Here is a 25751-nt window from a genome sequence, read left to right on the forward strand (position 1 = left end):
CAGAAGGAGCAGATAAATGCTAAAGTTGAATTCTAAGAAGGGAGTGCAGCTTCGATTGAATAAAACAGAGCGTCTTCTAGCGATTATGATAGAGCTGCAGCGAAGCAGATTGCTGACAGCTGATGAATTGGCAGAGGTGTTGGGGGTCAGTGTAAGAACGATTTATCGTGATATGCAGGCTTTAAGTGAGGCGGGTGTTCCCGTCATTGGTGAGACAGGATTAGGCTATTCTTTAATGGAAGGCTATTTTCTTCCGCCTGTCAGCTTTACAGTAGAAGAGGCAGTATCACTGGTTCTTGGTGCTGAATTTATAGAAAAACGCTTTGATCCGGCTTTTCGCAGCAGTGCCCGTTCTTCCAGTAAAAAAATTGAGGCTATTCTGTCAGGACCCATCCGTGAAGAGACTAGCCGGATACAAGGAGGCATCCGTCTGCTCCAAAAAGATCAAATGGCCGTCATGCTGCGGGAGAAGGAGCATTTGGGAATCATTCGTGGAGCCATGCTGGAGAGCAGGAAGATTCGTTTTACCTACAACAAACGGGCCGCTGAAGCTGATGGGAGCAGAACGACTGTGCGGACGGTATCGCCATACGGATTGGCGCATGATGAGCAGAACGGCTGGCTGTTACTTGCCTACTGCGGCCTGCGGGAGGATATCCGCCATTTCCGGGTTTCCAGAATCAGTGAGCTTGCCGTGACGGAGGATACGTTTCAGACACCCGATAACTTTAACCTTCAGGCCTATCAGCCGAAGGATACCCGCAGCATAAGGGTCTCAGCTATTTTTAATTCAGAAATTGCCGACCGGGTTGAAGAAGCGAACAACTATTATATGGAGACTGCCGAATCTAAAGAGGATGGTTACCATGCTACTTTTCGTGTCCGTGAGCCGGAGGAGCTGCTGAGCTGGATTCTTGGGTGGGGAGGAGAGGTGGTAGTCACTGAACCGGAGTCCTTCAGAAACCGGATAAGAGAAGAAATCGCAAAAATGAAAGAACGCTACTGACATACTGTTGGCAGCAGGGGGCTTGTATAATCAGGACAAGATTATAAACAAACCCGCATACAAAGGAGAAATATTATGCCAGTCATTGGACCCGATTTCATTTCACTACAGGTGAGCAATCTTGAAGGCTCTGCAGCATTTTATCAAAACTATCTTGGACTGGTCCGCTCACAGGCGGGACCGCCTCATGCTGTGGTCTTTGAAACGAAGCCCATCGCCTTTGCTCTTCGCGGCTTATTGCCGGGAGTAGAGCTCGGTTCAGGTACTCAGCCTGGATTAGGTGTAGCGCTGTGGCTCTATGCCCCGGATACGCAGGAAATCCATGACAAGCTTATTGCAGCAGGGGTAAAGATTACATCTGCTCCGATAGACGGCCCCTTCGGGCGGACCTTTACCTTTGCTGACCCGGACGGCTATCTGGTTACCCTTCACAGCAAAGGCTGATACGATACAGTAAACCCTGATATTACCCTGCATGAAATTCCCGGTCCGGTGCACGGGAGGACGGCGGAGCTGTAATATCAAGGCTGCGCAGATGAGCATTGGTCAGGCCCGTGGTCAGGCATACAGCAAACAGGGCAGCGGCAATTGCGAAGCAAATGGCCACACCGATTCTGTCGGCCAGAATTCCTACACCGCCGTAGGTTAACGGAATGGAGAGGTTAAAGGCCATGGAGCTGATGCTGTTGACGCGTCCCCGGAGCTGGGACGGAACCAGGAGCTGAAACAGGGTGCTCATCGGAATTACTGTGACTGTCACGCCAAAGCCAAGGAGCAGGTTGCCAAAGCAGGCTGGCCAGAGTGCAGAAGATATTGCAATCACTCCCATGCCAAGGCCTTGAATTCCCAGCCCGCAGGAGAACCAGAGGCCGATTCTCCGGGGAGCTTGGCTGCCGACAAAGAGTCCGCCCAGAAGCAGTCCGGCCCCTATAGCCGCATTAAAAATACCAAGCTCACGGGAACCGCCCTGCAGCAGCTCCCCGATCAGCATGGGGGGAAGCACATTGCTTGGCCCCAGGGCAATATTGCTGAGCGTACCTAGAAGGATGAGGAGCAGCAGGGCAGTCTGCCCGCGCAGCCATCCCCAGCCCTCAGTGATTTCCGCAAAGATGGACAACCCGGCACTGCCGGGTTGTCTCTTTGTCTTACTGCGGAATCTGATCCGCTGAATCAGGACAAGCGAAAGAATAAACGATACCGCATCCACAATCACGGCTCCTGAATTCCCAATAGAGGCCACCAGTATTCCTCCGGTAACCGTACCGAGAATACGGGTGATCTGCAGAGAAACAGACATCAGTGAATTGGCCGCGATAAGATAGGCTTTATCTGCGATGAGCTCGGGCATCAGGGAGCTCTGTGAGGTCCCGAACAGATTGCCCATTATGGCAAGGGCGGCTGTAATCAGATAGATATGCAGCAGCTGCAGCTGACCGGTTAACATGAGTACTGCAAGGGTTCCGGTCAGCAGAGCCTGGGCGGCATCGGAGATCTGCATCAGGATTTTTTTGTTCAACCGGTCAACCCAGGCGCCGATGAACAGGCCGAGGATCATTTCCGGCAGAAATTTGGTGACGATCACAAGCCCCACCTGGAGCGAGGAGCCGGTCATCGAATACACGAGCCAGCTAACTGCCAGATTGTATAAGGAATCCCCAAAGAAGGAGCAGGCACGGGCCAGCCATAAATAGCGGAAGTCCGCATTATGCTGCAGCAGAAGCCTGTAACTGGGCTTGCTTACTACGGAATTCAACTGAATACTCCTCCTCTGTCTAAGGCTCTATATGCCTCAGATACCTGCGGCTGCTTCACCCGCAGAAACCGGCTGCTGATGCAGTGCTGCCATAGCTTGGTATGAAATTCATGCTGTGAGGATTGCTGAAGCAGCTCCGTTAAGCTTAAGCCATGCTCGAACTTGCGCAAAAAACTGAGCATCGGTGCGGGAAACGGAAAAAGAGTACCGTCCCGCCGGACGAACAGCTGCTGCTCCTGTGGCTCCGTATAGCCGGGAACCTCAGGTTTCCATTGCTGAAGCAGCTCCGTTATATTTTGCGCGGTGACTGCCCTTCCTTCGTGTTCGGAGGAATCCAGAAGGTTATCCAGGTTCTTTTTGCTGAACAGCTTGTGTACAGGAAGGTAATAACGCCCCTCAAGGAGATGACCGTTTAATTCCATGACTGTATCCGCGTTGGCCGGCGTATGATTTGCCCCGCCTATGAAGCTCAGGATATTAGTTCCGAACCTGTCATGGTAGAACATTGAATGCGCAGTATCCACTCCCCCCACCCAGGGACGGTCCAGCAGACCTCCCCGCAACGAGGCTTTGGCCTCAGTCAGCTCCTTCGATCCGCAGCGTGAAGATGCAGCCAGCAGATCCTTAGGCTCACTGTAATGCAGCCGCCATGCGACATCCTCCCCCTCAAACGGCCGGACACCATGAATATTGAAGCGCTCCGGTTCCTTGGCTATAATAGCGCCTTTGGTTAAGACGAACTGGCCGAGTCCGCCAAAGGTCCAATGCCTGGTATTCTCCTGCAAAAAATCAACAGAGCCCAGAGCGTCTTCAACCGTTTCGGTAGGGAAGCCGGTAAAGCCCATAATTTGCACGCCGATGCCGGCTTCGCTGAACATTTGAATCGTTTCCTGCAGCCGGTCGACCTTGGTTCCTTTGTTAATCAGGTTCAGGATCCGCTGGTTGCCGGATTCAAACCCGACCGAGATGGCGGTACAGCCGCTTTGCTGCAGCAACCCGCAGCGCTCCGGTGTCCAGTATTCCTCAAGCCGGATCTCTGCTCCCCAGCGGATATCGAGCCCTTCTTCCAGAATGGCCGCTGCAAGCTTCAGGAGTAAAGCAGGAGAAAGCACATCTACTGAAAAATATATATATTTGTAGGTGACGGCAAGCGTCCTCAAATCTTCCATAATTTTATCGAGCGGGTATTGCCGCCAGGGACTGGTAGGCGAATCGGTATTTAAGCCGTAATCACAAAAGGTGCACCGGTTCCAGTAGCAGCCCCGCGAAGGAGAATAGTATATGAACGGATACGGGGACAGGTACTTTTCCCAGGGCAGCTTGCTGTACTCCGGCGCCGGAAAGGAGCAGATATCCTCATATTTGATTTCGGGCGTAAAGGTATCAGTCACAGCCTGATGCCTTGGGTGCAGGGCAATATTCGGAGACGCAGGTATAGAGGTGTCGTGCTCCAAGGCTTGGAGAATAGAGACAAAGGCACTTTCACCTTCACCGATAATGCAGGCATCCGCAGAGTCAAATACTGCATAAAAATCGTTTTTATCCAAAATGTATTTCCAGTAATCCGAGACGGCGGTACCGCCGAATATCATGCGGATTCCCGGACAGCTTGTCCGGATGTGACGTGCCATGCTGAGTGCGAAGGGGATTTGGGCGACATAGGTGATGCTGATGCCAACGAGGGAATAACCGCCTGTACTAATGCCGGGGATCAATTCCTTGCTATAATAATCAGTGAACGGCCGGGAGATCACTCCGGTGATTTCTGGATCACGCATATCCAGTGAGCTGAAAATATTAAAAAATCCGCTGGTCGCCAGGCTGAAGCCCCGGAACTGACCCGGGAAGCCCTTTAAAGATAAGGCATCCATCCAGAGCATTACGGTCTCAACGGCGCTTGTATACAGCGTGTAGTCAAAAAAGGCTGCTTCATTCCTGAAGGTATGCAGTGCGGCCGGAAGCTCCTCAGCGAAGTTCATGCCTTGTACTTTGAGCGCGTAATGAAGCTCCATCTGTTCAACAGGCGTAAGGTGCTTCCGCATCTGAAGCTGTGCAGTCCGTTCATTAATAGCCTGCATCGTTCTTTCGATCTGCTCAGGGGTAGTAGTATACAGCCAAGAATCAATATTGCTGTCAATAATATCAATATCGGCAAAGCCGAATTGCCGCGCATAGCCCGCCAGACAGCAAAGACTGTGATAACCCGAGGTAGGATCACTGACAGGCGGGTAGATAAGCGCAGTTTTTACCATTTCATGACCTCCATATTAAAAAGATACCTCCCCGATTGAAGGATTCAATGAGGAGGCCGGGCTGCGGAAAGCGGCTAGTGGATATTATTGATGTTGTTCTCACGTGTAACAACGCTGTCAAATTCTTCGGTGACCTCCAGAATGGCTGCGAGCAGCTCTTGTTCTTCCTTTTTCATATGATCTCACCTCCTTTGGGTATTAAAGAGATTATATGCTAAATAATACCATTTGATATATGAGCTAGCAGATTGACGCTAAATGAAATAGCAGATAAACTATTAATTTGGGTAAATATGAGATTTTATGGAAAGAGGGGCAAGTAAATGATAAGAGCTTCTGAGGATAATCAGTATTATGAGCTGTCGAGTCCGACGATTCTGCCCAAGGCTTCGGGCTTTCTGTGGAATGAGCAGATGATGATTCATATGAACTGCAGGGGATATGCCGTGGCCCAGTTCATGCAGCCGGAGCCTGCCAAGTACTCGTATGCACCGAATCTGGAAGCCAAAACCTTCATGCAGCCGGAGCAGCCTTATTATGCCCATCATCCCGGCCGGTTTCTGTATGTGAAGGATGAGGAGAACGGTGAGCTGTTCTCTGCCCCGTACGAGCCTGTCCGCATGCCTCCTGATCACTACACCTTTGCTGTTGGTAAACATAATATTGTCTGGAGTATAGAGAAAAACGGCATTGCTATCGAAATGACGCTGAGCCTGCCCAAAAATGAGCCAATGGAGCTGTGGCGGGTAAAGGTGACCAATCTGTCCTCAACTGCCCGGAAAATTAGCATCTACCCTTATTTCACTATTGGTTATATGTCCTGGATGAATCAGTCCGGTGAATATAAGGAAGCATTGCAGGGAATCGTGGCTACGGCCGTTACGCCTTATCAGAAATATCAGGACTATGACAAGATCAAACGCCTGAAGGACCGGACGTTCCTGCTCGCTGATCAGGCTCCGGCAGCCTGGGAGGTAAATCAGGAGGCCTTTGAAGGTGAAGGAGGAATCGGCTCGCCGTCAGCGCTAAAAGGCGGACTGCTGGCCAACGGGGAGGCGCGCTATGAAACACCCGTAGCCGTACTGCAATACAGCATCGGCCTTGCCCCGGGGGAAGAGCGGGAGTACCGCTTTGTATTCGGACCTGCGCATGATGAACAGGAGATTGCAGCTATCCGCCAGCGTCTCTTCCTGACTACTGATGCAGCCGGTAAGGACGGCTTCGTGCTCGCTGAGCAGGAGTATGAGGAATACATCCGGGAAGGCAGAGGCATCATCGAAATCACCACTCCGGATGCCGATTTGGATAATCTGGTTAACCACTGGCTGCCCCGGCAGATGTATTATCACGGCCAGACGAACCGCCTGACGACAGATCCCCAGACCCGGAATTATCTGCAGGATAATATGGGGATGAGCTATATTAAGCCGCAGACGGCGAGAGGGGCGTTCCTGACCGCCTTAAGCCAGCAAAATGTAAGCGGAGCCATGCCGGACGGCATTATTTTGCATGAAGCGGCTGAGCTTAAATACATCAATCAGGTGCCGCATACCGACCACTGTGTCTGGCTGCCGGTCTGCCTCATTACGTATCTGGAGGAGACGGATGATTACAGCATTCTGGAGGAGACCGTTCCTTACTCGGGCGGCGGGGAAGCAGGCACTGTCTTCGAGCACATCGACCGGGCCATGCACTGGCTGATTCATGAGCGGGATGAAAGAGGACTGAATTATATTAATCAGGGCGACTGGTGTGATCCGATGAATATGGTCGGCTATAAGGGTCAGGGTGTTTCTGGATGGCTGACTATAGCTACGGCATATGCTTTTAGGGTCTGGGCGGATATCTGCGAACACAGCGGACGGCCGGAGAACGGGAAGACCTTCCGCCAGGCTGCGGATGAGACGAATGCTGTAGTCAACCGGTATTTCTGGGATGGCGAGTGGTATGCGCGGGGAATTACCGATGACAATGTAGTGTTCGGGATCAGCGAGGATAAGGAAGGCCGGATCTTCATTAATCCGCAGGGCTGGGCGCTGCTCAGCGGTGCGGCCGATGAGGAGAAGCAGGCGAAGCTGATGAGATCAGTCCGCGAACAGCTTGAAACCCCATATGGTGTGGAAAAGCTCGCACCCTCCTATACCGCTATGCGGGAGGATGTGGGCCGGGTAACACAAAAGCATCCGGGGACAGCCGAGAACGGGGCGGTCTACAATCATGCCGCAGCCTTTTATATCTATGGCCTGTATGCGGTTGGCGAGCAGGAGGATGCCTACCGGCTGCTGCGTAAAATGCTTCCGGGACCCGACATCGGGGATATCATCCAGCGGGGCCAGCTGCCGGTCTTTATACCGAACTATTACCGCGGAGCCTACAGACAATTTCCGAAGACCGCCGGACGCTCCAGCCATCTTTTTAATACCGGAACGGTCCCGTGGGTATACCGCTGTCTGATTGACGGCCTGTTCGGGCTGCAGGGTAGCCGTGAAGGACTGCAGGTGCGGCCGCAGCTGCCTTCGGATTGGAATGAGGCTGTGGTAAAACGCACCTTCAGAGGCGCACAGCTGCATGTTGAAATGAAGCGTGAAGCCGGAGTATCCGCAATAGAGGTTTATCTGGACGGTGAGCTTGTCCCGGACGGTATTCTGAAAGGGCTGGAGGCCGGCGGGCAATATAAGGTGCTTGTTAAGCTTCCTGAGGTTAATGCAGCTCATTCATAAGGTAGATGAATTAATACAGGGAGAAGAATCATTCATGCATTTTCTAAGCAATGTTCTTACCATAATTATGTGTTATGGGATTTCCGTGTCCGGACATCTCTATTTAGTGAACAGGCTGCTTCATCTAAGGATGAGCCTGGTGCAGTATGCGTATTGCTGGTTTATTGCCTTCACTCTGTTCAGCATCCCGCTTATAATGTCATGGGAGCATCCGGTGCTGACCGCGTACATGCTTCAGGTTCTGATTATGCCGATACTAGCATTCATAATCCGCCGCAAAGCTCTATTGCAGTGTATAGGCGCATCGGGAATTGCCTTTATTATGGTATACATAGTGATCAGGACCTTTTTTATTACGGGAAGCTCGACTACGTTTAATGCCCTATTGTCGCTGGAAACGATGGAGCTGCAGACCTTGGTCATTTCACTCATAAGTGATGTGTTTCTGCTGGTTGTCTTGTTCTTTTTGCGGCAAAGGAAGCTATCGGTGTGGTTTGAGCGGCTGTACAGCGTGAGAAAAGGAAGCATCATTACCACCGTATTCGTAGCTACGTTCATTCTAGTCTGGGTTAAAATGATGCAGTACCTGTCCGTACAGTTTCTGGCAGGGACAGAGGATTTTGACCAGCTGTACTTACTGTCGTTTGTTACGATCATCGGAAGCGTAATGGTCCTGCTGCTGGTGCTGACTGTCTATTACCGCAATGCAATGAAGAACGAGCGGCTTCAGCGCCAGGAGTTCATGCTCCAGCAGCAGCAGGCCTATATCAGCAATTTAGAGCAGCTGCAGCATGAAATCCGCGCCTTTCAGCATGATTACAAGAATATTATGGCCAGCCTGTACGCTTCTAGAAGTGATGACAAGGTTAATGAGACGCTGAATGTTGTATCCCGGCACATCCTGAGCCTGGAGCAGAATCTGGATCAGAGCATTCAGGAAAGCACCCATCTGAGCCGTGTCAGGATCGATGAGGTCAAAGGGCTGCTGCTGGCCAAGCTGTCCAAAGCTAAAGGTCTGCAGGTCAGCTTCACTCTGGAAGCTGTCAAGGATGTTACGGAGGTATATATGGATCGGGTCGACTTCATCCGGTGCCTGGGCATTCTGCTCGATAATGCGATTGAAGCGGCTGCCGGCTGCGAAGGCGGGTTTGTAAAAGCTGCACTGATTCAGGACCAAGGAAGGTTTGTGCTTATTGTTCGAAACAGCTATGCCGATGCACCCTCTGTGAGCGAGATATGGAACAATGGATACTCTACCAAGGGAGATAATAGAGGTATTGGGCTGTATAGCTACAAGACGCTGGTTAACAGATATGGTAACGTTGTAACCGAGACCGTCTTGGAGGACGGGAGCTTTGTGCAGGTTATAAAATCCTTTAAAGAGAAGAGTGTGCGTTAGAATTGCTGCCCGTTTATGTATGTGAAGATGATCCTGCGGCGAGAGCGCGGGTCACAGATGTAATTGAGAAGTTTATCCTCATCGAAAATCTGGATATGCGGCTGCAGCTGGCTACCGGTAATCCGCGTGAGGTTCTGGAGGGGATCGCCCGCAGCCGGACGAGAGGGATTTATTTTCTCGACATTGATTTATCCAGTGATATGAGCGGCTTTGATCTGGCTAAAGAGATACGGAGGCTGGATGCCAGGGGTTTTGTTGTCTTTATAACGACGCATGGCGAGCTGGCCTTTGAAACCTTCAAATACCAGATCGAGGCGATGGATTATATCCTGAAGGATGAGCCTGAACAGGTCGGTTCAAGAATTCAGCAGTGTCTGGCCAGCATTAATGAACGGATGCATGCGGACGACCGCGATGAGACTGAATTTTTCACCATACGCCAGATGGATGAGATCAGATACATCAAAATTGAGGATATTCTGTACTTTGAGACGGCTGCCGCCAAGCATAAGGTAATTCTGGTTACAGCCCATGCTTATGTGGAATTTTTTGATAACCTCAAAAATATTGAACAAAGGGTCGGCGGCCGGTTCATCCGCTGTCACCGCTCCTTTCTGATTAACAAGCGTCATATTGTAACGGTGAATGCTAAAGCTTCCTCCGTGCTGATGACGAACGGGCAGACGTGCATGCTGTCCAGAAGCGGCAAAAAAGAACTGAATGCACATATGGAGAGCTCCTCATTTTCTTAACCGGAAATGGGGAGTTTTTGAATATAAGGATTTAAAGGCTTTACGCTATAAATTCTCCTTATATTTCTCGCAGAAACGGACACCGCCCTGTTTAGGACGGAGTCTGTTTCTACTTTGTCAAACGGGAAATGAAACGGTCCATTCAGGAAAAAGCACGCTGCGCCTTCACTAGTTACCGTATGATCACTTCAAGAACAAGACAAATGGAGTGAAGCCGGGATGAAGGAAGTTATGCTGCAGACGAAGAAGCTCTCGAAGCATTATAAGGAAGCTAACGTGGTACGCAAGGTTGATATGACCTTATATAAGGGGGACATTTACGGGCTGATCGGTAATAACGGTGCCGGGAAAACCACCCTGATCCGTATGCTGACCAAGCTGATTGCCCCAAGCTCCGGGGAGTACAGCCTTCTGAGACCTGACATTAAGGTGGGTGCTGTGATCGAAAGCCCTGCGCTCTACATGGATATGACAGCTGAGGAGAATCTGAAATACAGCGGCATCCAGAAGAATTGCTACAGCAAAGAGAAGGTGGCAGGCACCTTGGCTTTTATTGGCCTGGAGAATGCAAGCAGCAAGCAGGTCAAGGATTTTTCCCTGGGGATGAAGCAGCGGCTGGGGATCGGCATGGCTATTCTGAATGAGCCGGATTTGCTGATCTTGGACGAGCCTATCAACGGTTTAGACCCCATGGGGATTATCGAAATCAGACAGATGATTCAACGTATTAATCAGGAGCTGGGCACGACGCTGCTGATTTCCAGTCATATTTTAACTGAGCTTGAGCTGGTGGCTACGAGATACGGTATCCTGCATGAGGGGGAGTTAATCCAGGAATTTGCAGGCGAAGAGCTGCAGACCGGGCTGGAAGACCACTTCCTGAAGACAGTCAACAGACAGAAGGTGGCACTATGAAGACATTACTGCGGGCAGATGTATACCGGATATGGAGAAAGAAAAGGCTGCTGCTCCTCACGCTTGCAGTCATGTGCATAGCCTTGTTAATGGTCAAGACAGCAGGGGAGCAGGATGCGCTTACGGTGATTACGAGGGTGCTGCGGAGTGGAACGCTTCTTTTGCCGGTTATGTTTATACCGATTTATCTGTTCACCTGGCATACCGATTTTACGAGCCGTGCGGTTAATAACGTACTGATCTCCGGAGTTTCGCGTAAGGTCTATTTTGGCAGCAAAATCCTGTTAACCTACATGGTCGGGACTGTATTGGTTGCAGCGTACAGCCTGTCGGCAATCCTGTCTGCTTATGTGCTGCTGGGTTCATTTAACCCGGAGAAAATAATGCTGACTATTGGCCTGCAAATCATCCTTTATTACATCGTACTGTCACTTGGATTCATGATCTATACGCTGGTGCGCACAACGGCTTTGCCTACAGCCTTATACCTGCTAATCGTCCTCTTAGGTGAGAATCTGCTGAATGTGCTCATGAGCCAAATGAAGATGGACGCAGGACGCCTTTCGCCTTACCTGCTGTTCCAGAACTTGTCCAGAGTTGTAAACATCGGGGAATTTAGCCATGCGGAATGGACCGGGATGATTATCGGCGGATTCGTGATCTGGAGTGTAACGGTGGGCTGGAGCTGGGTCAGATTCTCGGGTGAGGAATTGAAATAGGGGGCATGGCTATGCGTAAACGGACAAAAGTACTGGTGGTTCTGCTGATGCTGGCGGCGGTCGGTATTGTACTTATGGGGTACACTCATGAGCAGACCGTATCGGTGAATAAAAGCTGGGAATTAACTGAAGCTGAGGCTTCCCGGATAGAAATTAAAGGTCTAAGCCAGAACCTGGATGTTCATATCAGGCCGAGCAGCAGCGCTGACAATAGGGTGGAAATAACGGGGAGCCTGCCAGAATCCTTTGCCCAGAAAATAGAGCAAATCCAGCCGGATTCACAAGGCTTAAGCTTGTCAGTTGTCTCCGATTTCGGCTTCAGTATGGCGAAGTTTAATGATGCCAGGTTAACAGTGAACATTTATCTGGCGGATCTGAATACGCTGAACAAGCTTGTTATCCAGTCGAACCGCGGAGAGGTGAAGCTGCATGTGCCGGAGACCTATGAGCGGAAGTATCAATTGCTGACCAATAATGGGACGGTGACGGGTCCGGCGAAGGAATATGATGTTCCTGAAACCGTGAAGATCGAGCTGGGCTCAGGTGATATTGAGATTATTGAGGAATAGCTTTCATATTAAAAAAGAACCCAGGCACTTGTCCAATAGGATAAGCGCCTGGGTTCTTTTCATGTATGCCTACAGTGTTATTACACTGACCTCATTACCATGGGCTGTTACGATGCCGAGCAGATCTTCGGGTGCCAGCCAGACTGTAGCGGTGTTTTCGTTAGGATGGACGCCGACGGTTGCACTCTTGTGCAGCTCCTCGTCCAGGATAAATTTCACGGTGCATTCCTTGTCATTCAGGATGCCAAACGGGGAAACGGCGCCTTTGGTGAGCCCGAGCAGCTGCAGCAGATCCTCTTCAGAAGCAAACGTCAGGGGCCGGGATTCCAGCAGTGTGCGCAGCTGCTTCAGGTTAACGGACTTATCCTTTTGGATTGTCAGCAGATAATAGTTTCTTTTCTTGTCATCACGGATGAACAGATTTTTGGCTATCTGATCTATTCTGGGGAGCCCGAAGCTCTCCATGTCTGCGATGGTATAGGCTGCAGGATGGTCAATCACTTCATGGCTTACATTCTGCTGCTTCAACAGCTCAATAACGGCTTCGCGGTTCATCATGATCACCTTTATCATTGGATTTGGCAGAGTGGGAATTGCAACTGGACATAATAATATCATGAGATGGTTCCTGCGGGAAGACCCGGCTGACCCCGGATGGCCAGTACATCAGCTTTGCTTTTCCCGAGAAATACTTGACATTCTATGCGGACAGCGCGATGGAGCAGAAATACGTTTTGCCCTATATCAACTCATCCCTGTTATCTATTGAGATTAAAGGGGAGGCTGACTGGCAGCGGAAGGTTCTGCAAATGCTGTGGGAAATGAAGCAAAGCTATGATGACAGATCCTGGGGCTGGGAGTATGAGCTGTCGATCAAGACGGTCCAGGTATGGTTCAGTATCATCTCCAATATTACATTGTCTGCAGAAGAGACCTCCAAAGCTAATAAGCTGCAGCAAGAAAGGCTTCAGCTCATACTGAGCTATATTCATCAGGATTACCCCAAATGTTGGTTTCCTTAAGGATACTACATTACTTTTTGGTCAGTATATGTAAAGAAAGTGCGTACTTACGAAAAAGAAACGTGCTGTCTATAATGAAAAATGTAGTCGGGACATTAATTAACAGGAGGAACTGAACATGAACAGATTTACAATTCCGCGGGATATTTATTTTGGAGAGAATGCTCTGGATATTCTGAAAACGTTGCGGGGGCAAAAGGCAACTTTGGTCATTGGTGGCGGTTCCATTAAAAATCAGGGGTATCTGGATAAAATCAAACAATTACTTGAAGCAGCAGGCATGGAGACGCAGCTTATTGAAGGCATTAATACAGAGCCAACGGTAGCTATGGTTCAGGCAGGAGCTGCGCAAATGAGAGAGTTTCAGCCTGATTGGATAATCGGGTTAGGGGGAGGTTCTCCAATGGATGCCGCCAAAGCAATGTGGATATTTTATGAGTATCCAGAATTGACCTTTGAACAGGCTGCGGTGCCCTTCACTCTGCCGGAGCTCCGGACAAAAGCCAAATTCATTGGGATTCCAACAACCAGCGGTACGGCGGCGGAGATTTCCAATCTTTCTGTTATTACAGATGAACAGACAGGAATTAAATATCCGTTGGCCGATTTCGGACTTACTCCGGATATTGCCATTATCGATCCCATTCTGGTTGCTCAAATGCCTCAGCATATGATTGCCTATAGCGGTATGGATGCAGTTACGCATAGTTTAGAAGCTTACGTGGCCAAGCCGCGCACTATTTTTACTGATGCACTTGCAATTGAAGCTGCCGAGGCACTTAAAGATCATCTGCTCGCCTCTTATCAAGGAGATATGTCGTCCAGAGAGAAAGTTCACTACGCGCAGGCTATGGCAGGAATGTCTTTTGCCAATGCAGTTTTGGGAAATGTACATAGCTTGGCACACAAAAGTGGCCCTACCTTCAATATTCCTCATGGACTGGCGAATGCAATTTATCTGCCATACGTAATTCAGTTCAATAGAAAGGCTATAGAGGAACGTTACGCTAAGCTTGCAGCCCGTCTAAAACTGAAGGGGGATACTACCAAGGAGTTAACAGATTCCTTAATTGAATGGGTCCGTGAGCTTAATCGTGAAATGGGGATACCCGGAACAATTAAAGAATTGGGTATTACAGAAACCGAGTTCCTTATACATGTAGATGTAATGGCCGCCAATGCAGTGAAGGACCCATGTACAGGTACGAATCCGCGTGAAACCTCGGTTGGACAAATGAAGCAGTTATATGAAGCTGCATTTTATGGTAGGAATGTTACTTTTTAAGGCATTTGTGCTGTGAAATGAAACAAAAGAGATATAGTTGACAATGTATTCAACAAACGGTAAACACAGCAACTCACCCGCAGATGAGTTGCTGTGTTTATTTATTATTACGTTATTGATAAATTGTTACGTAACAATTATAATGAATTCGCACACCAGTATTTCGGGGATTTTCCTTTGGTGTCGCAACATTATTTTGGTCACGGGGAGCAAAGTTCAGGTGGATAAAAGGTTGAATGTTCAGTATGTTTTAATACAATGCAGCTATTATGCTGTGTGTACCTGTTTTGTAGCGTATATGGTGCCGGTGCTGCAGAAGCAGGGGTTTAGTAATTCTGAAATTGGCATGCTGCTGGGCATCAGGGCACTGCTAAGTGTGATCTTTCAACCGCTGTTTGCTAATTTTATGGATAAGTATAATAAGAAAATCTCCTTCAATTTATTAATTGCCGTAATGATTATCGTGAGCATGCTCATGACCGTTGCCCAGTTGATGAACCCCGGCTTCCTGTGGATGAGTGTTATTTTTGTGTTTTACGGGATCTTCTCCTTCGGGATGATTTCCTTTATTGATGCGATGTCTACCTTGTACTTTCATATGGGCAGAAAAATTAATTATCCCGCAGCAAGAGGCTTCGGCTCTCTGAGTTATGCGGTCAGTGCATTACTGGTAGGTTTATTAGTAGAACCGGCTACGATCCTGATCCTCCAGCTCGTTTTATTTGTTCCCTTGCTGATTCTGATCCTGAACATTGATACGCTAAAAGGGATAGAGCATCCTACTGATGAAGCGGATCAGGGCAATCTGTCCTTTTTCGAATTAATGAAGAAATTCCCCTTATTTAAAATATTCCTGATCACTATTATTCTTTGTTTTATCGGGAAAGAAATGACCTCCAACTTCCTGATAGATGTGTATACTTCACTCGGCGGAAGCAGCAAAACCTACGGGGTCGGGATGTTTATATTGGCAATGAGTGAAGTTCCTGCCGCTATACTGTTTATCAAGCTGACTAATAAATTGGGCATTTATAGATTAATGATTCTTTCCTTCTCCTTCGCTACGTTACGTGTATTACTTATATTGCTTGCTCCAAACTTATTTGTTCTGAATGCGGTTCAAGCGCTGCAAATGCTGGGGCACGGGCTGTTCTGGGCAGGTAATGTGCAGTTTATCCGGACGATTCTGCCGGCAAAATACGCGGTGAAGGCTCAAGCAGCAGTAGGCGTCTGTTATTTAGGGGTAGGCAGCGGGGTAGGCAGTATCATCGGTGGTTTTATTCTGGAGAATACCAGTCTGACGTTTATGCTGCTGGTCTCGTTTATCCTTTCTGTTCTGGGTATCATAGTATTGTATTCCGGTAAGAAATACGCAAAAGATTTGTAACCAGCTTAGTTGAACTGCCTCCTGGAGGCAGTATTTTTGCATACAAATGAACCCCGCTGCAGCTAACGTCAGGTTAGGACAGGGGGCCCGGGGGCATCCTCATGATTATAGTTCTCTATTTTCCTGGATAAAAAATTGGGACTGCTTATAGTTGTAAGTTAGTTTGGAGTAATCAAAAGGCTGCCCGTTCGTGAGGTGATAAATCGTTTCGATATCAAGCTTCGGATCGCCGGTCTCCAGACCCAGAAACTCAGCTTCTTCTGCATTGATTTTATCAACGTGAAGATACTTATCCGAAAAGCCGATTTTGAGTCCCAAAGCTTCCGTTATGTAGTTGAAAATGGATTCCGACACGATCTCTTTATTCAGATAAGGGATGAGGGTTTTATTATAAAAGGACTCTTCAATACATAATGCTTTGCCGTCTACATATTGAATCCGTTTAACATAATAGACTTCGTCCTCTACGCTCATGCCTAGATTATTAGCCACTTCCTCTGAAGGAGTCCGCACATCCAGCTCCAGAATTTTTGAAGTGTGATTGTGATCCTCATGGCTTTTCTTAAACCCCTGCTTGGACAGCAGACTGATATAACCTGTTCTGTTAAATCTGCGGACAAAGATGCCGCTGCCTCTGACTTGAAACACGACCCCTTTTTTCTCCAATAAACCTAAAGCCTTGGTAATCGTACTTTTGCTGGCCTCAAATGTAGTCATTAACGTTTCTAATACGGGTAATTTATCACCTTGCTGGAGCTTATTATCCCGAATATAGGCTTCCAGTTCGTTTGCTATTTCTCTATATTTCAACATAAAATTTCCTCTTTACAGTTATTTTTGGCTCATTAATTATAGCATACCCGAATGATGCTTACTACAATTTACGGTATATTTTTATTATTACGCTATTGATAAATTGTTACGTAACAATTATAATGAAAGCGCACACTACATGAAAGCGCAAACTTATTTCAGGGAGGAACAGCAATTGGCGACAAAAGTCAGAGACTATACCAAGCTTGCCGGAGATATATTGGAAGCAATCGGGGGAGAAGAGAATGTAGCAAGCGCTACCCGGTGCGCAACAAGACTGCGGCTGGTTCTAAAGAATAATGAACCAAAGGCCAAAGAAACAGTAGCTTCAATGCCTGGTGTCATTACTGTGGTAGAGAACAGCGGGCAATTCCAGGTCGTTATTGGACAGCATGTTGGAGAGGTTTATGAGGAATTTGTTAAGTTAGTAAATGTTGAAGCATCGGATACAGAGCTTGAGAACAAGGGATCGGTTCTGAACCGCGTGATCGCAACCATGTCTGCTGTCTTTGCTCCGTTCGTGTATATTCTGGCGGCAGCCGGACTTTTGCAGGGGGCATTGATTGTTCTTAAATTACTCTTTGCCGATTTTGTAAATACCGGAACTTATCAGGTCTTAAGCTTTATTTCGTGGGCACCGTTTACTTATCTGCCAATTTTCATTGCGATCACAGCGTCGAAGCATTTTAAGACTAATACCTACATTGCTGTTGCATGTAGTGCTGCGTTAGTCAGTACCTCATGGGGAGATATGGCGGCTCAGATCGCTGGGGGAACTCCTATTTCATTCCTAGGCATTCCCTTAAGTGAAACTGTTTATACTTCTTCTGTATTGCCTCCATTATTCTTGGTATGGATCTTGTCTTATCTCGAAAGATTCCTTAACAAGCACATGAATGATGTGATTAAACCCGTACTTGTTCCGCTTTTATGTCTGGCCATTATGGTACCGCTGACGCTGGTGTCCATTGGTCCGATCACTTCACTGGCTGCCTATGGCATTGCTGATGGATACAACTTCCTGGTCGATCATGTACCTGCGCTGGCTGGAATCGTTGTTGGCGCGTTTTATCAGCTGCTTGTTATTTTCGGAGTACACTGGGGAACTACACCTTTGGTACTGGCCAACTACGAGCAATACGGGCAGGATTCCTTCCAGGTCTATATTACGATCGCCGTTATTTCTCAGGTAGGCGCCGCATTAGGCGTTCTTTTGAAAACCAAAGACAAAGAATTGAAAAAAATCTCGACTTCAGCGGGTTTGACCGGGATCTTTGGGATTACCGAGCCCGCAATTTACGGGGTAACCTTACGTCTTAAAAAGCCGTTCATCTACGGATGTATTGCCGGTGGAGCCGGCGGTCTTGCTGCAAGCTTCTTTGATCCGCACTACTTTGCTTATGCCGGACTGTCCGGACCGCTAACGATCATTAACGGCTACAGTGCTGATTATCCAATGTCCTTATGGGGGATTTTACTCGGTGCCGGTATCGCTTTGATCCTGCCGGTCATTCTGGCCCTGATCTTCGGATGCGGGGATGATACAGCGAAAGTTACAGCAAGTGCAGCCAATACTGCAGCCAATACTGTAGAGCCAAGCGCAGCTATCGTAAGCAGCACTGAAACTGTTAGTGCAAGTATTGAAGAAATCATTACATCTCCGCTAAGCGGACAAGTGCTCCCGCTCACAGCAGTGCCGGATGAAGTATTCAGCACAGGCGCAATGGGACAAGGGGTAGCGATCGTGCCGGATCAGAACAAAGTGGTTGCGCCTTTTGACGGAGAGGTTGCGATGGTCGCTCCATCGAAGCATGCAATTGCGATGATTTCCAAAGATGGCACGGAGCTGCTGGTGCACGTAGGAATAGAGACCGTCAAGCTGAAGGGCCGTCCGTTTACCGTGAAGGTACAAGCCGGAGATCGATTCAAGCAAGGCGATGTGCTTGTCGAATTCGATAAAGAGATGATTGAGAGTGCAGGTTATCCGATTATTACGCCGATTATTTTAACGAATGCACAGGAATATCAGCAGGTCGGCATTGAAGACGCTAAACAAATTTCCTTTAATAAAAAACTGTTTACACTAAAACACTGATCCAGGGAGGATACAACATGAGTAAATTACCGGCAGATTTTCTATGGGGCGGTGCACTGGCTGCACATCAATTTGAAGGAGGCTGGAATGCAGGCGGTAAGGGGCCTAGTGTCGTTGACGTTTTAACTGCAGGGGAGCACGGTGTAGCCCGTGTGATTACTGATACAGTAGAGGAAGGTACGTTTTATCCGAACCATGAAGCAATTGATTTCTACGGCCGGTATAAGGAAGACATCGCTTTATTTGCCGAGATGGGCCTGAAATGCCTGCGTACCTCAATCGCCTGGAGCCGGATTTTCCCGAATGGAAATGAAGAGGAGCCTAACGAGCAGGGACTGCAATTTTATGACGATGTGTTTGACGAGCTGCTTAAGCATAATATAGAGCCAATCATCACGCTGTCCCACTTTGAAATCCCGCTTTATATTGCCAGAGAATACGGCGGCTTCAGAAACCGCAAGGTTATTGGGTACTTCGTGAACTTTGCGGAAGCTGTTTTCAAACGGTACAAGGATAAAGTGAAATACTGGATGACCTTTAATGAAATCAACAACCAGATGGATGTGAACAATCCGCTGTTCTTGTGGACCAACTCCGGCGTTATTGTCAATGAAGGTGAAAATGCCAAGGAAGTTATGTACCAGACCGCCCACAATGAGTTAGTTGCCAGTGCTTTGGCGGTTATCAAAGGGAAAGAAATCAACCCGGACTTCCAGATTGGAGCCATGGCGGCTCATGTGCCGATCTATCCCTATTCCTGTAACCCGGAAGACATCATGCTGGCTGAAGAAGAGCTGCGTAAACGGTACTTCTTCCCGGATGTGCAGGTGCGCGGAACCTACCCGAGATATGCCTTAAAGGAATTTGAACGGGAAGGCTACAAGCTCCAAATTGAGGACGGGGATTACGAAATTCTGAAGCAGGGTACCGTGGACTATTTAGGATTCAGCTATTATATGTCAACTACTGTGAAAAGCGGCGTTGTCAGAGATAATCTCGAAACAACGGTTAACAGCAGCATGCCGAATTCCGTAGACAATCCGTACATCAAGTCTACCGACTGGGGCTGGGCGATTGATCCGACAGGATTAAGATATACGCTTAACCGTTTCTATGACCGCTACCAGATTCCGTTGTTCATTGTTGAAAATGGATTTGGCGCTATTGATGAGCTCGAAGCCGACGGCTCCATTCATGATCCGGAGAGAATTGAGTACCTGAAATCCCATATTGAAGCGATCAAAATCGCCGTTGATTATGACGGAGTGGATCTGATCGGCTACACCCCTTGGGGCATTATCGATATTGTTTCTTTTACAACGGGAGAAATGAAGAAACGCTACGGTATGATTTATGTCGACCGTGATAATGAAGGCAACGGCTCGATGGAACGTTACAAGAAGGATTCTTTTGAGTGGTACAAAAAGGTCATTCAGACCGATGGAGAGCAGCTGTAAACTAAATCGTTAGGCCTGCCAGTATGGGGGCCTATTTTTTTTGAAAAAAACGATATATAGATTGAACTTAAGAATTTATGTTAAGGAAAGAGTGGCGGAGGTGAATTTTGGAACTGGAAGAGCGGTAGCGACCGCCTTTGTCTGCGGATTTCAACCGTTAAAAATGGTATAAATAAAGAAATCTGCAGACAACAGCGGCTGGAAGTCCAAACATTCTCTGGAGTCACATGCAATCCCAAAACAGCAATATTATTAGTTCAATCTATATAGTTGTTGTATATTAGTTTGACCGGATTTATTTAAAACAGGTGAAGAACAAGAAATAGAAGTATGATCTCAGGAGGAGACAGGATGACAATCAAGCTTATCGCAGTAGATATGGACGGAACGTTTCTCAATAAAGAGATGGGATATGACAAGCCAAGGTTCGCTAAACAATATGCAAAGATGAAGGAGCAGGGAATCCGGTTTGTGGTGGCGAGCGGCAACCAGTATTATCAGCTGAAATCCTTTTTTGATGAGATCCAGGATGAAATCAGTTATGTGGCTGAAAATGGCGCTTATATCGTTGATCAGGGGCAGGAAGTGTCCGCTGTTGATATTCCCAAGGAGGATATAGAGCTGGTTCTGAAAGAGCTGGTCTCCAATAAAAAGTTTCAGATTGTGTTATGCGGCAAAGAAAGTGCCTATGTGCTGGACAGTGTATCGGACACCTTTTTTAATATAGTAAACAAATATTATCACCGGTTAAAAAGAGTGGGCAGCTTCGATGAGGTGAATGACCAGATTCTTAAATTTGCCCTCTCCTGTCCGGATGAGGAAACGCTTCAGTTAAGAGATCTGCTGCGGAGCAGCATCGGAAGCACGGTAACCGCTGTCTCCAGTGGGCATGGAAGTATTGATCTGATTGTGCCGAAGTTCCACAAGGCGTCCGGTATTCAACTGCTGCAAGACAAATGGGGTATAAAAGATGACGAAACAATGGCCTTTGGTGACGGAGGCAATGACATTGAAATGCTGAGACATGTAAAATATAGCTTTGCCATGGAGAACGGATCGGATGAAGTGAAGGTGGCGGCAAAGTATCTGGCACCGGCTAACACTAACAGCGGTGTATTGGAAGTAATTGACCAGTATTTTGCAGGGCGGGGTCCATTTCAGGATTGATGATGCCAGACTGTGCCGGTAACACTGAAGGTTAGGTTTTACATTTCTCTGCCCTTATGCGAATATTGCACGAATGTTTATCCATTAAACTAAGCTGGTTGCAAATAATAACGTTTATGGACAGGGAGGCAGTGATTTGAAGAAGCTTATCAACAAGTCAATCTCAATGGCGCTGGTTTTAATTATGGCCTTTGGATTTGCGACCAATGGATTGACAGTAATGGCAGAGAGCAGCAGCGCGAATGAAGCCCTTCAGGGTCAGGCAGACCAGCCGCTGGTATTGCTGGAGGGAAATTCGGCATGGAAGTATGTTGACGACGGTACCGATCAGGGTACGGTCTGGCAGGCAGTTTATGATGATTCCGGCTGGAAGTCGGGACTGGCTCCCCTGGGCTACAAGGATAACGGCAGCGGGGTCAGCACAACGCTTTTTGGCGGACTGAACACAAATATAAGCTATGGCAGCAGCAAATCTAAGAAATATATGACCTCGTATTTCCGTACGAATGTTAATGCTGACCTGGAGCAAGTAAAAGCTCTTGGTAAGATTGAAGGCACACTCGCCTTCGATGATGGCATTGTCCTGTATTTAAACGGAACAGAAATCTATCGTGAAGGTATGCCTGCCGGAGTGATTGATTACTTAACAAAAAGTACTTACTCCAAAAGTGATCCTAACATCTCCAAGGTAGATCTGACGGACGTTGTGAAGGCAAATCTGAAGGACGGCAACAATGAGCTTGCTGCTGAAGTCCATCAGGCAAATGCAAGCAGCTCGGACCTGTATTGGGACATGAAGCTGACCGCCTATCCGGCAGCTGAGCCGGAAGTGCCTGGCCGGGGCAAGCCTGAATCAGTTGCGCTTACCTTTAACGGAAATCCGCAGACCAGTATGGGATTTGCCTGGTATGCTCCTGAGACAGTAACGGGCACTAAGCTGGAGGTTGTAGAAGCAGCTAAAGTAACGGGAAGCGTCTTCCCGGCCGAGGGTATTCTGACCTATGAAGGCACTACGGTTGTCGCGAGTGTCTATAACTCAAAAGCAGACAAATCTGCCGGCAAAACGTCTGTTATCTCAAGCCATAAAGTGCTTGCGGACAACCTTCAGCCGGGTACTACATATGCGTACAGAGCCGGTGACGGACAGGAAGGCAACTGGAGTGACATTGGAACCTTCACAACAGAAGCAGCAGCGAATTCCTCTTATCAGTTCCTGTATACTACGGATTCCCAGGGTACAACTGAAGAGGATTTTGATATCTGGAATCACACCCTGCAGGAGGGACTCAGTAAATTCCCGGATGTTGAATTCATCCTGAATTCAGGCGATCTGGTGGATAACGGGGATATTGAAGAGCAGTGGGGCTGGTTCTTTGACAAGCCAAAGGCAATTCTGCAGAATATCCCGCTGGTCCCTCTGGTAGGAAATCACGAAAGCAAGAATTACAGCAATTATACGGGGCATTTTAATCTTCCGAATGTTTCGAATACAGGTGCGAAGCCGGATGGATCTGTCTATTCACTGGACTATGGCCCGGCACACTTTATGGTGCTTAACACCGAATATTACGGCAAAAGCTCCAATGCGGCAAACAATGAAATCTACTATAAACAAGTAGAATGGCTGCGCAGTGAAGTAGCCAAGTCAGATAAGCAGTGGAATATTGTGCTGCTGCATAAATCGCCTTACTCCGTAGCGAGTCACACTAATGACACGGATGTTCTGTTCTACCGTGCAGAGCTGACAAAAGTGTTCGATGAGCTGGGCATTGATATGGTGATCGGCGGTCACGATCATACGTATACCCGCAGCTATCAGATGCTTAACAACGTGCCTTTGACTGATATTGTTCCGGATTCCTCCGGCACAGTGACAGATCCGGAGGGTACGCTCTATCTGATTACCAATGCGGCAGGCAACAAGAAATACAATGTTGCCTCCGGCACCTTCCCGTTTGCGGCCAAATACGAGCAGCCAGGCAAGGAAATGTTCTCAGGCTTCACTGTTACAGAAAACGAACTGAGCTACAAAGCTTATACAACTACAACTGGAGGCACAACAGACCTCTATGACGGTTACGGCATCCACAAGACAGATGTAACAGTTCCAGCTGTACTGAATGCCCAAATGATTACGGGTACAGACGGGAAGCTGACCTTGTCCTGGGAAGCTCCAGCTACAGAGCTGCCGGTATCCGGTTACCGAATCTATGAAAGTAATGATCTGCTTAGAGCCAACTGGACTACAGAGGTTTCAACTGAAGCCGGAAAAACAGCTTACAGCTACACAGTGGAAAATACAGATTCCGCACGGGATTACCAGTTTGTTATTAAAGCCGTTAGCGGCCGGAACCAGTCTGAAGGCGTCATTGCCAGCCAGCCGGCAGTAAGCAAAGTGACCGTAACCTTTAACGGTGATCCGGTTAGTTCAAAAGGCTTCACCTGGTACACACCGCTTGGTTCAACAAACAGCGACCTGCAGGTTGTAGAGGCAGCTGCCGGTGCACCAGACTTCACCAATGCCATTACGTTTAGCGGCCGTTCTGCGGTTTCTACAAATGCCAAAGATGAACTGGTGCACAAGGCGGAAGCTACCGGATTGAAAGCCGGTACCGCTTATTCATACCGGGTAGGGGATCAGGCGCTGGGCATCTGGAGTACCGCCGGCACCTTCAGTACAGCTCCTGAGTCAGGTGCATTTACTTTTGTTGATCTTGCAGATACACAGGCAAAATCCGAAGATGAAGCTATTCTGTCCTCAGAAACGCTGGCTAAGGCGCTGGCAACTGTGCCAAATGCACAATTTGTAGTCCATAACGGAGATATCGTGGACACTGGAACTAAGGAAGTGCAATGGGACTGGCTGCTTGGACATTCCCAGAACAGCCTGCTGAATACAACCATTGTTCCATCGGCAGGAAACCATGAGGATGAGGCTAATGCCTTCTATGAGCATTTTAATATTAAGGAAGCCCCGGGGTCTGCGACAGAGACCGGAGCCTATTATTCCTATGATTACAGCAATGCCCATTTCGTTGTACTGAACAGCAATGAGGACTCGGCAGAGTACGCCAATTTCAGTACGGATCAGGTGGAGTGGCTTAAAGCAGATGTAGAGGCGGCCAAGAAGGCCGGGGCACAGTGGATTATTGTTAATATTCACAAAGGTCCTTACACCACCTCGAATCACGCAACCGACAAGGATATTATCGGCGCCAATGGGGTAAGATCCAAAATTGCACCGCTGATGGCTGAGCTTGGCATCGACTTTGTGCTGCAGGGTCATGACCATATTTATGCCCGCACCAAACCGATTCAGGCAGACGGAACAGCTGCAGCAACAGAGAAGATTACAGAGTCCCTGAACGGAACAACGGTGGAATACACCGTTAACCCGGATGGATCGATCTATCTGATCCCGGCTACTGCCGGAGCAAAGGTCTATTACAAGAACAAGAAAGACGCCCTTGGAGATAGCTATTACAACCTGTTCGAGGTTGCTGATGAGAACCATGCCGCACCATATGGACCTGACCCGAGCGACAGCTCACGTCCGAAGCGCGGCCAGATCCAGAACTTTGTAGGCATCACGGTCGACGGCGGCAAGCTTACGGCAGTATCCTATGAAATTGACCAGAATAAGAACAACGCAGAGCCTTATATTATTGAACAGTTTGGTATTATCAAGAAGGAGAAGGACGGAGAAGTGACGCCTACACCAACGCCGACACCGGAAGTACCGACAACAACTCCGTCTCCAACACCAACTCCGGCACCAGCGTTACCGGGAAGCCCGGTGGATTCAACAACGGCACCGGCAGCATCTCCGACAGCTGCACCAACAGCTGCCGCTACACCAAGTCCTACACCTGCCGGTAACGGAGCGACGCCTTCGGCGGAGCCTGTTCTGACCGATGTAAGCAGTCACTGGGCCGCTTCAGCGATCCAAAAAGCAGTGCAAGCCGGATTCGTCAACGGGTATGCGGACCATTCCTTCCGTCCGAATAAGCAGGTGAACCGTGCCGAATTTGTTACTATGCTTGCCCGCGCACTGAAGCTTCCGGAGAGCAGTGCAGGCACCTTTAAGGATGCTTCGGCTATCCCTGCTTGGGCCAGTGCTTATGCTGCACAGGCTGCAGCAGCGGGTATTATCAGCGGTTATGAAGACGGGACCTTCCGTCCGGAACAGCAGCTGACCCGTACGGAACTAACAGTAATGATCGTGAGAGCCCTTGGCATTACGGTAGATCCACAGGCCAAGCTCTCCTTTGCAGACAGCAGCGAGGTCCCTAATTGGGCAGTTCCTTATATCGCAGCTGCTGCAGAAAACTCACTGGTCAGTGGTACCGGCCAGAACCGGTTTGCCCCTAACCAGATCGCAACACGGGCAGAAGCAGTGGTTCTGATCATGAATCTGCTGGAGAACGTAACCGAATAATC

19 protein-coding genes are annotated in these 25751 nt (G+C 48.4%); 15 read left to right on the plus strand and 4 right to left on the minus strand.

Features of this window, described 5'->3' with window-relative positions; all coding sequences use genetic code 11:
* Positions 1–55: 55 nt before the first annotated feature.
* Both R70723_RS07295 and R70723_RS07300 read left to right on the plus strand, forming a co-directional pair.
* The gene (locus R70723_RS07295) at positions 56–1006 is read left to right on the plus strand and encodes a helix-turn-helix transcriptional regulator (RefSeq protein WP_039870959.1); all 951 of its coding nucleotides are present in this window, start codon (positions 56–58) and stop codon (positions 1004–1006) included.
* 75 nt (positions 1007–1081) lie between these two features.
* Entirely contained in the window at positions 1082–1450 is a 369-nt protein-coding gene (locus R70723_RS07300; RefSeq protein WP_039870961.1) for a VOC family protein, read from the plus strand.
* A gap of 22 nt (positions 1451–1472) precedes the next feature.
* On the opposite strand, the gene R70723_RS07305 is transcribed toward R70723_RS07300, so the two are convergent.
* Together R70723_RS07305 and R70723_RS07310 are read right to left on the minus strand one after the other, a co-directional pair.
* Positions 1473–2759, minus strand: coding sequence for an MFS transporter (locus tag R70723_RS07305; RefSeq protein ID WP_039870962.1), 1287 nt, complete (start codon positions 2757–2759; stop codon positions 1473–1475).
* Positions 2756–5011 carry a B12-binding domain-containing radical SAM protein gene (locus R70723_RS07310; RefSeq protein ID WP_039870964.1) on the minus strand — a complete coding sequence of 752 codons (2256 nt, stop codon included), beginning with the start codon at positions 5009–5011 and terminating at the stop codon, positions 2756–2758. Before R70723_RS07310 ends, R70723_RS07305 begins: the two co-directional genes overlap by 4 nt.
* Positions 5012–5334: 323 nt before the next feature.
* Here R70723_RS07310 and R70723_RS07315 point away from each other — a divergent pair, with 323 nt between their 5' ends.
* The 6 genes from R70723_RS07315 (at position 5335) to R70723_RS07340 (ending at position 12085) form a co-directional block, all read left to right on the plus strand.
* Positions 5335–7731, plus strand: a complete 2397-nt coding sequence (locus tag R70723_RS07315) for a GH36-type glycosyl hydrolase domain-containing protein (RefSeq protein WP_039870966.1) — start codon at positions 5335–5337, stop codon at positions 7729–7731.
* Between the two features lie 139 nt (positions 7732–7870).
* Entirely contained in the window at positions 7871–9130 is a 1260-nt protein-coding gene (locus tag R70723_RS07320; protein WP_179088013.1) for a sensor histidine kinase, read from the plus strand.
* 2 nt (positions 9131–9132) lie between these two features.
* Positions 9133–9882, plus strand: coding sequence for a LytR/AlgR family response regulator transcription factor (locus R70723_RS07325; protein ID WP_039870972.1), 750 nt, complete (start codon positions 9133–9135; stop codon positions 9880–9882).
* A gap of 219 nt (positions 9883–10101) precedes the next feature.
* Positions 10102–10797, plus strand: a complete 696-nt coding sequence (locus R70723_RS07330) for an ATP-binding cassette domain-containing protein (protein ID WP_052421213.1) — start codon at positions 10102–10104, stop codon at positions 10795–10797.
* Positions 10794–11516 carry an ABC transporter permease gene (locus tag R70723_RS07335; RefSeq protein ID WP_039870974.1) on the plus strand — a complete coding sequence of 241 codons (723 nt, stop codon included), beginning with the start codon at positions 10794–10796 and terminating at the stop codon, positions 11514–11516. The genes R70723_RS07330 and R70723_RS07335 overlap by 4 nt, the downstream gene beginning before the upstream one ends.
* Positions 11517–11527: 11 nt before the next feature.
* The gene (locus tag R70723_RS07340; RefSeq protein WP_039870976.1) at positions 11528–12085 is read left to right on the plus strand and encodes a DUF4097 family beta strand repeat-containing protein; all 558 of its coding nucleotides are present in this window, start codon (positions 11528–11530) and stop codon (positions 12083–12085) included.
* A gap of 69 nt (positions 12086–12154) precedes the next feature.
* On the opposite strand, the gene R70723_RS07345 is transcribed toward R70723_RS07340, so the two are convergent.
* Entirely contained in the window at positions 12155–12643 is a 489-nt protein-coding gene (locus R70723_RS07345; protein ID WP_039870977.1) for a prolyl-tRNA synthetase associated domain-containing protein, read from the minus strand.
* A gap of 158 nt (positions 12644–12801) precedes the next feature.
* Here R70723_RS07345 and R70723_RS31455 point away from each other — a divergent pair, with 158 nt between their 5' ends.
* The 3 genes from R70723_RS31455 to R70723_RS07360 all read left to right on the plus strand — a co-directional run bounded on the left by R70723_RS31455 (position 12802) and on the right by R70723_RS07360 (position 15779).
* Positions 12802–13107 (plus strand): hypothetical protein, encoded by a 306-nt coding sequence (locus R70723_RS31455; RefSeq protein ID WP_052421215.1) that lies wholly within the window; start codon positions 12802–12804, stop codon positions 13105–13107.
* A 118-nt stretch (positions 13108–13225) separates the two neighbouring features.
* Complete coding sequence (locus R70723_RS07355; protein ID WP_039870978.1) at positions 13226–14392, plus strand: iron-containing alcohol dehydrogenase; 1167 nt, start codon at positions 13226–13228, stop codon at positions 14390–14392.
* Between the two features lie 43 nt (positions 14393–14435).
* Complete coding sequence (locus tag R70723_RS07360) at positions 14436–15779, plus strand: MFS transporter (protein WP_081957272.1); 1344 nt, start codon at positions 14436–14438, stop codon at positions 15777–15779.
* 105 nt (positions 15780–15884) lie between these two features.
* On the opposite strand, the gene R70723_RS07365 is transcribed toward R70723_RS07360, so the two are convergent.
* Complete coding sequence (locus tag R70723_RS07365) at positions 15885–16592, minus strand: GntR family transcriptional regulator (RefSeq protein ID WP_039870982.1); 708 nt, start codon at positions 16590–16592, stop codon at positions 15885–15887.
* 175 nt (positions 16593–16767) lie between these two features.
* Between R70723_RS07365 and R70723_RS07370 the strand changes: the two genes are divergently transcribed.
* The 4 genes from R70723_RS07370 to R70723_RS32800 all read left to right on the plus strand — a co-directional run bounded on the left by R70723_RS07370 (position 16768) and on the right by R70723_RS32800 (position 25749).
* Positions 16768–18687, plus strand: a complete 1920-nt coding sequence (locus R70723_RS07370) for a beta-glucoside-specific PTS transporter subunit IIABC (RefSeq protein WP_039870983.1) — start codon at positions 16768–16770, stop codon at positions 18685–18687.
* A gap of 17 nt (positions 18688–18704) precedes the next feature.
* Positions 18705–20144 carry a 6-phospho-beta-glucosidase BglA gene (bglA, locus tag R70723_RS07375; RefSeq protein WP_039870986.1) on the plus strand — a complete coding sequence of 480 codons (1440 nt, stop codon included), beginning with the start codon at positions 18705–18707 and terminating at the stop codon, positions 20142–20144.
* Between the two features lie 351 nt (positions 20145–20495).
* Positions 20496–21311, plus strand: coding sequence for a Cof-type HAD-IIB family hydrolase (locus R70723_RS07380; protein ID WP_039870988.1), 816 nt, complete (start codon positions 20496–20498; stop codon positions 21309–21311).
* 136 nt (positions 21312–21447) lie between these two features.
* On the plus strand, positions 21448–25749 hold the full coding sequence (locus tag R70723_RS32800) for an S-layer homology domain-containing protein (RefSeq protein ID WP_081957274.1): 4302 nt from the start codon (positions 21448–21450) through the stop codon (positions 25747–25749).
* Positions 25750–25751 lie beyond the last annotated feature (2 nt).

Source organism: Paenibacillus sp. FSL R7-0273 (genome assembly GCF_000758625.1).
In the GTDB taxonomy this organism is placed as follows: Bacteria; Bacillota; Bacilli; order Paenibacillales; family Paenibacillaceae; genus Paenibacillus_AQ.

Bases quoted from the DNA above. Each gene is read 5' to 3' on its own strand.
- R70723_RS07310 (WP_039870964.1), bottom strand. From the start codon at position 5,011: ATGGTAAAAACTGCGCTTATCTACCCGCCTGTCAGTGATCCTACCTCG.
- R70723_RS07345 (WP_039870977.1), bottom strand. From the start codon at position 12,643: ATGATGAACCGCGAAGCCGTTATTGAGCTGTTGAAGCAGCAGAATGTA.
- R70723_RS07300 (WP_039870961.1), top strand. From the start codon at position 1,082: ATGCCAGTCATTGGACCCGATTTCATTTCACTACAGGTGAGCAATCTT.
- R70723_RS07355 (WP_039870978.1), top strand. From the start codon at position 13,226: ATGAACAGATTTACAATTCCGCGGGATATTTATTTTGGAGAGAATGCT.
- R70723_RS07365 (WP_039870982.1), bottom strand. From the start codon at position 16,592: ATGTTGAAATATAGAGAAATAGCAAACGAACTGGAAGCCTATATTCGG.
- R70723_RS07330 (WP_052421213.1), top strand. From the start codon at position 10,102: ATGAAGGAAGTTATGCTGCAGACGAAGAAGCTCTCGAAGCATTATAAG.
- bglA (WP_039870986.1), top strand. From the start codon at position 18,705: ATGAGTAAATTACCGGCAGATTTTCTATGGGGCGGTGCACTGGCTGCA.
- R70723_RS07380 (WP_039870988.1), top strand. From the start codon at position 20,496: ATGACAATCAAGCTTATCGCAGTAGATATGGACGGAACGTTTCTCAAT.
- R70723_RS07360 (WP_081957272.1), top strand. From the start codon at position 14,436: ATGTATTCAACAAACGGTAAACACAGCAACTCACCCGCAGATGAGTTG.
- R70723_RS07335 (WP_039870974.1), top strand. From the start codon at position 10,794: ATGAAGACATTACTGCGGGCAGATGTATACCGGATATGGAGAAAGAAA.
- R70723_RS31455 (WP_052421215.1), top strand. From the start codon at position 12,802: ATGGAGCAGAAATACGTTTTGCCCTATATCAACTCATCCCTGTTATCT.
- R70723_RS07315 (WP_039870966.1), top strand. From the start codon at position 5,335: ATGATAAGAGCTTCTGAGGATAATCAGTATTATGAGCTGTCGAGTCCG.
- R70723_RS07340 (WP_039870976.1), top strand. From the start codon at position 11,528: ATGCGTAAACGGACAAAAGTACTGGTGGTTCTGCTGATGCTGGCGGCG.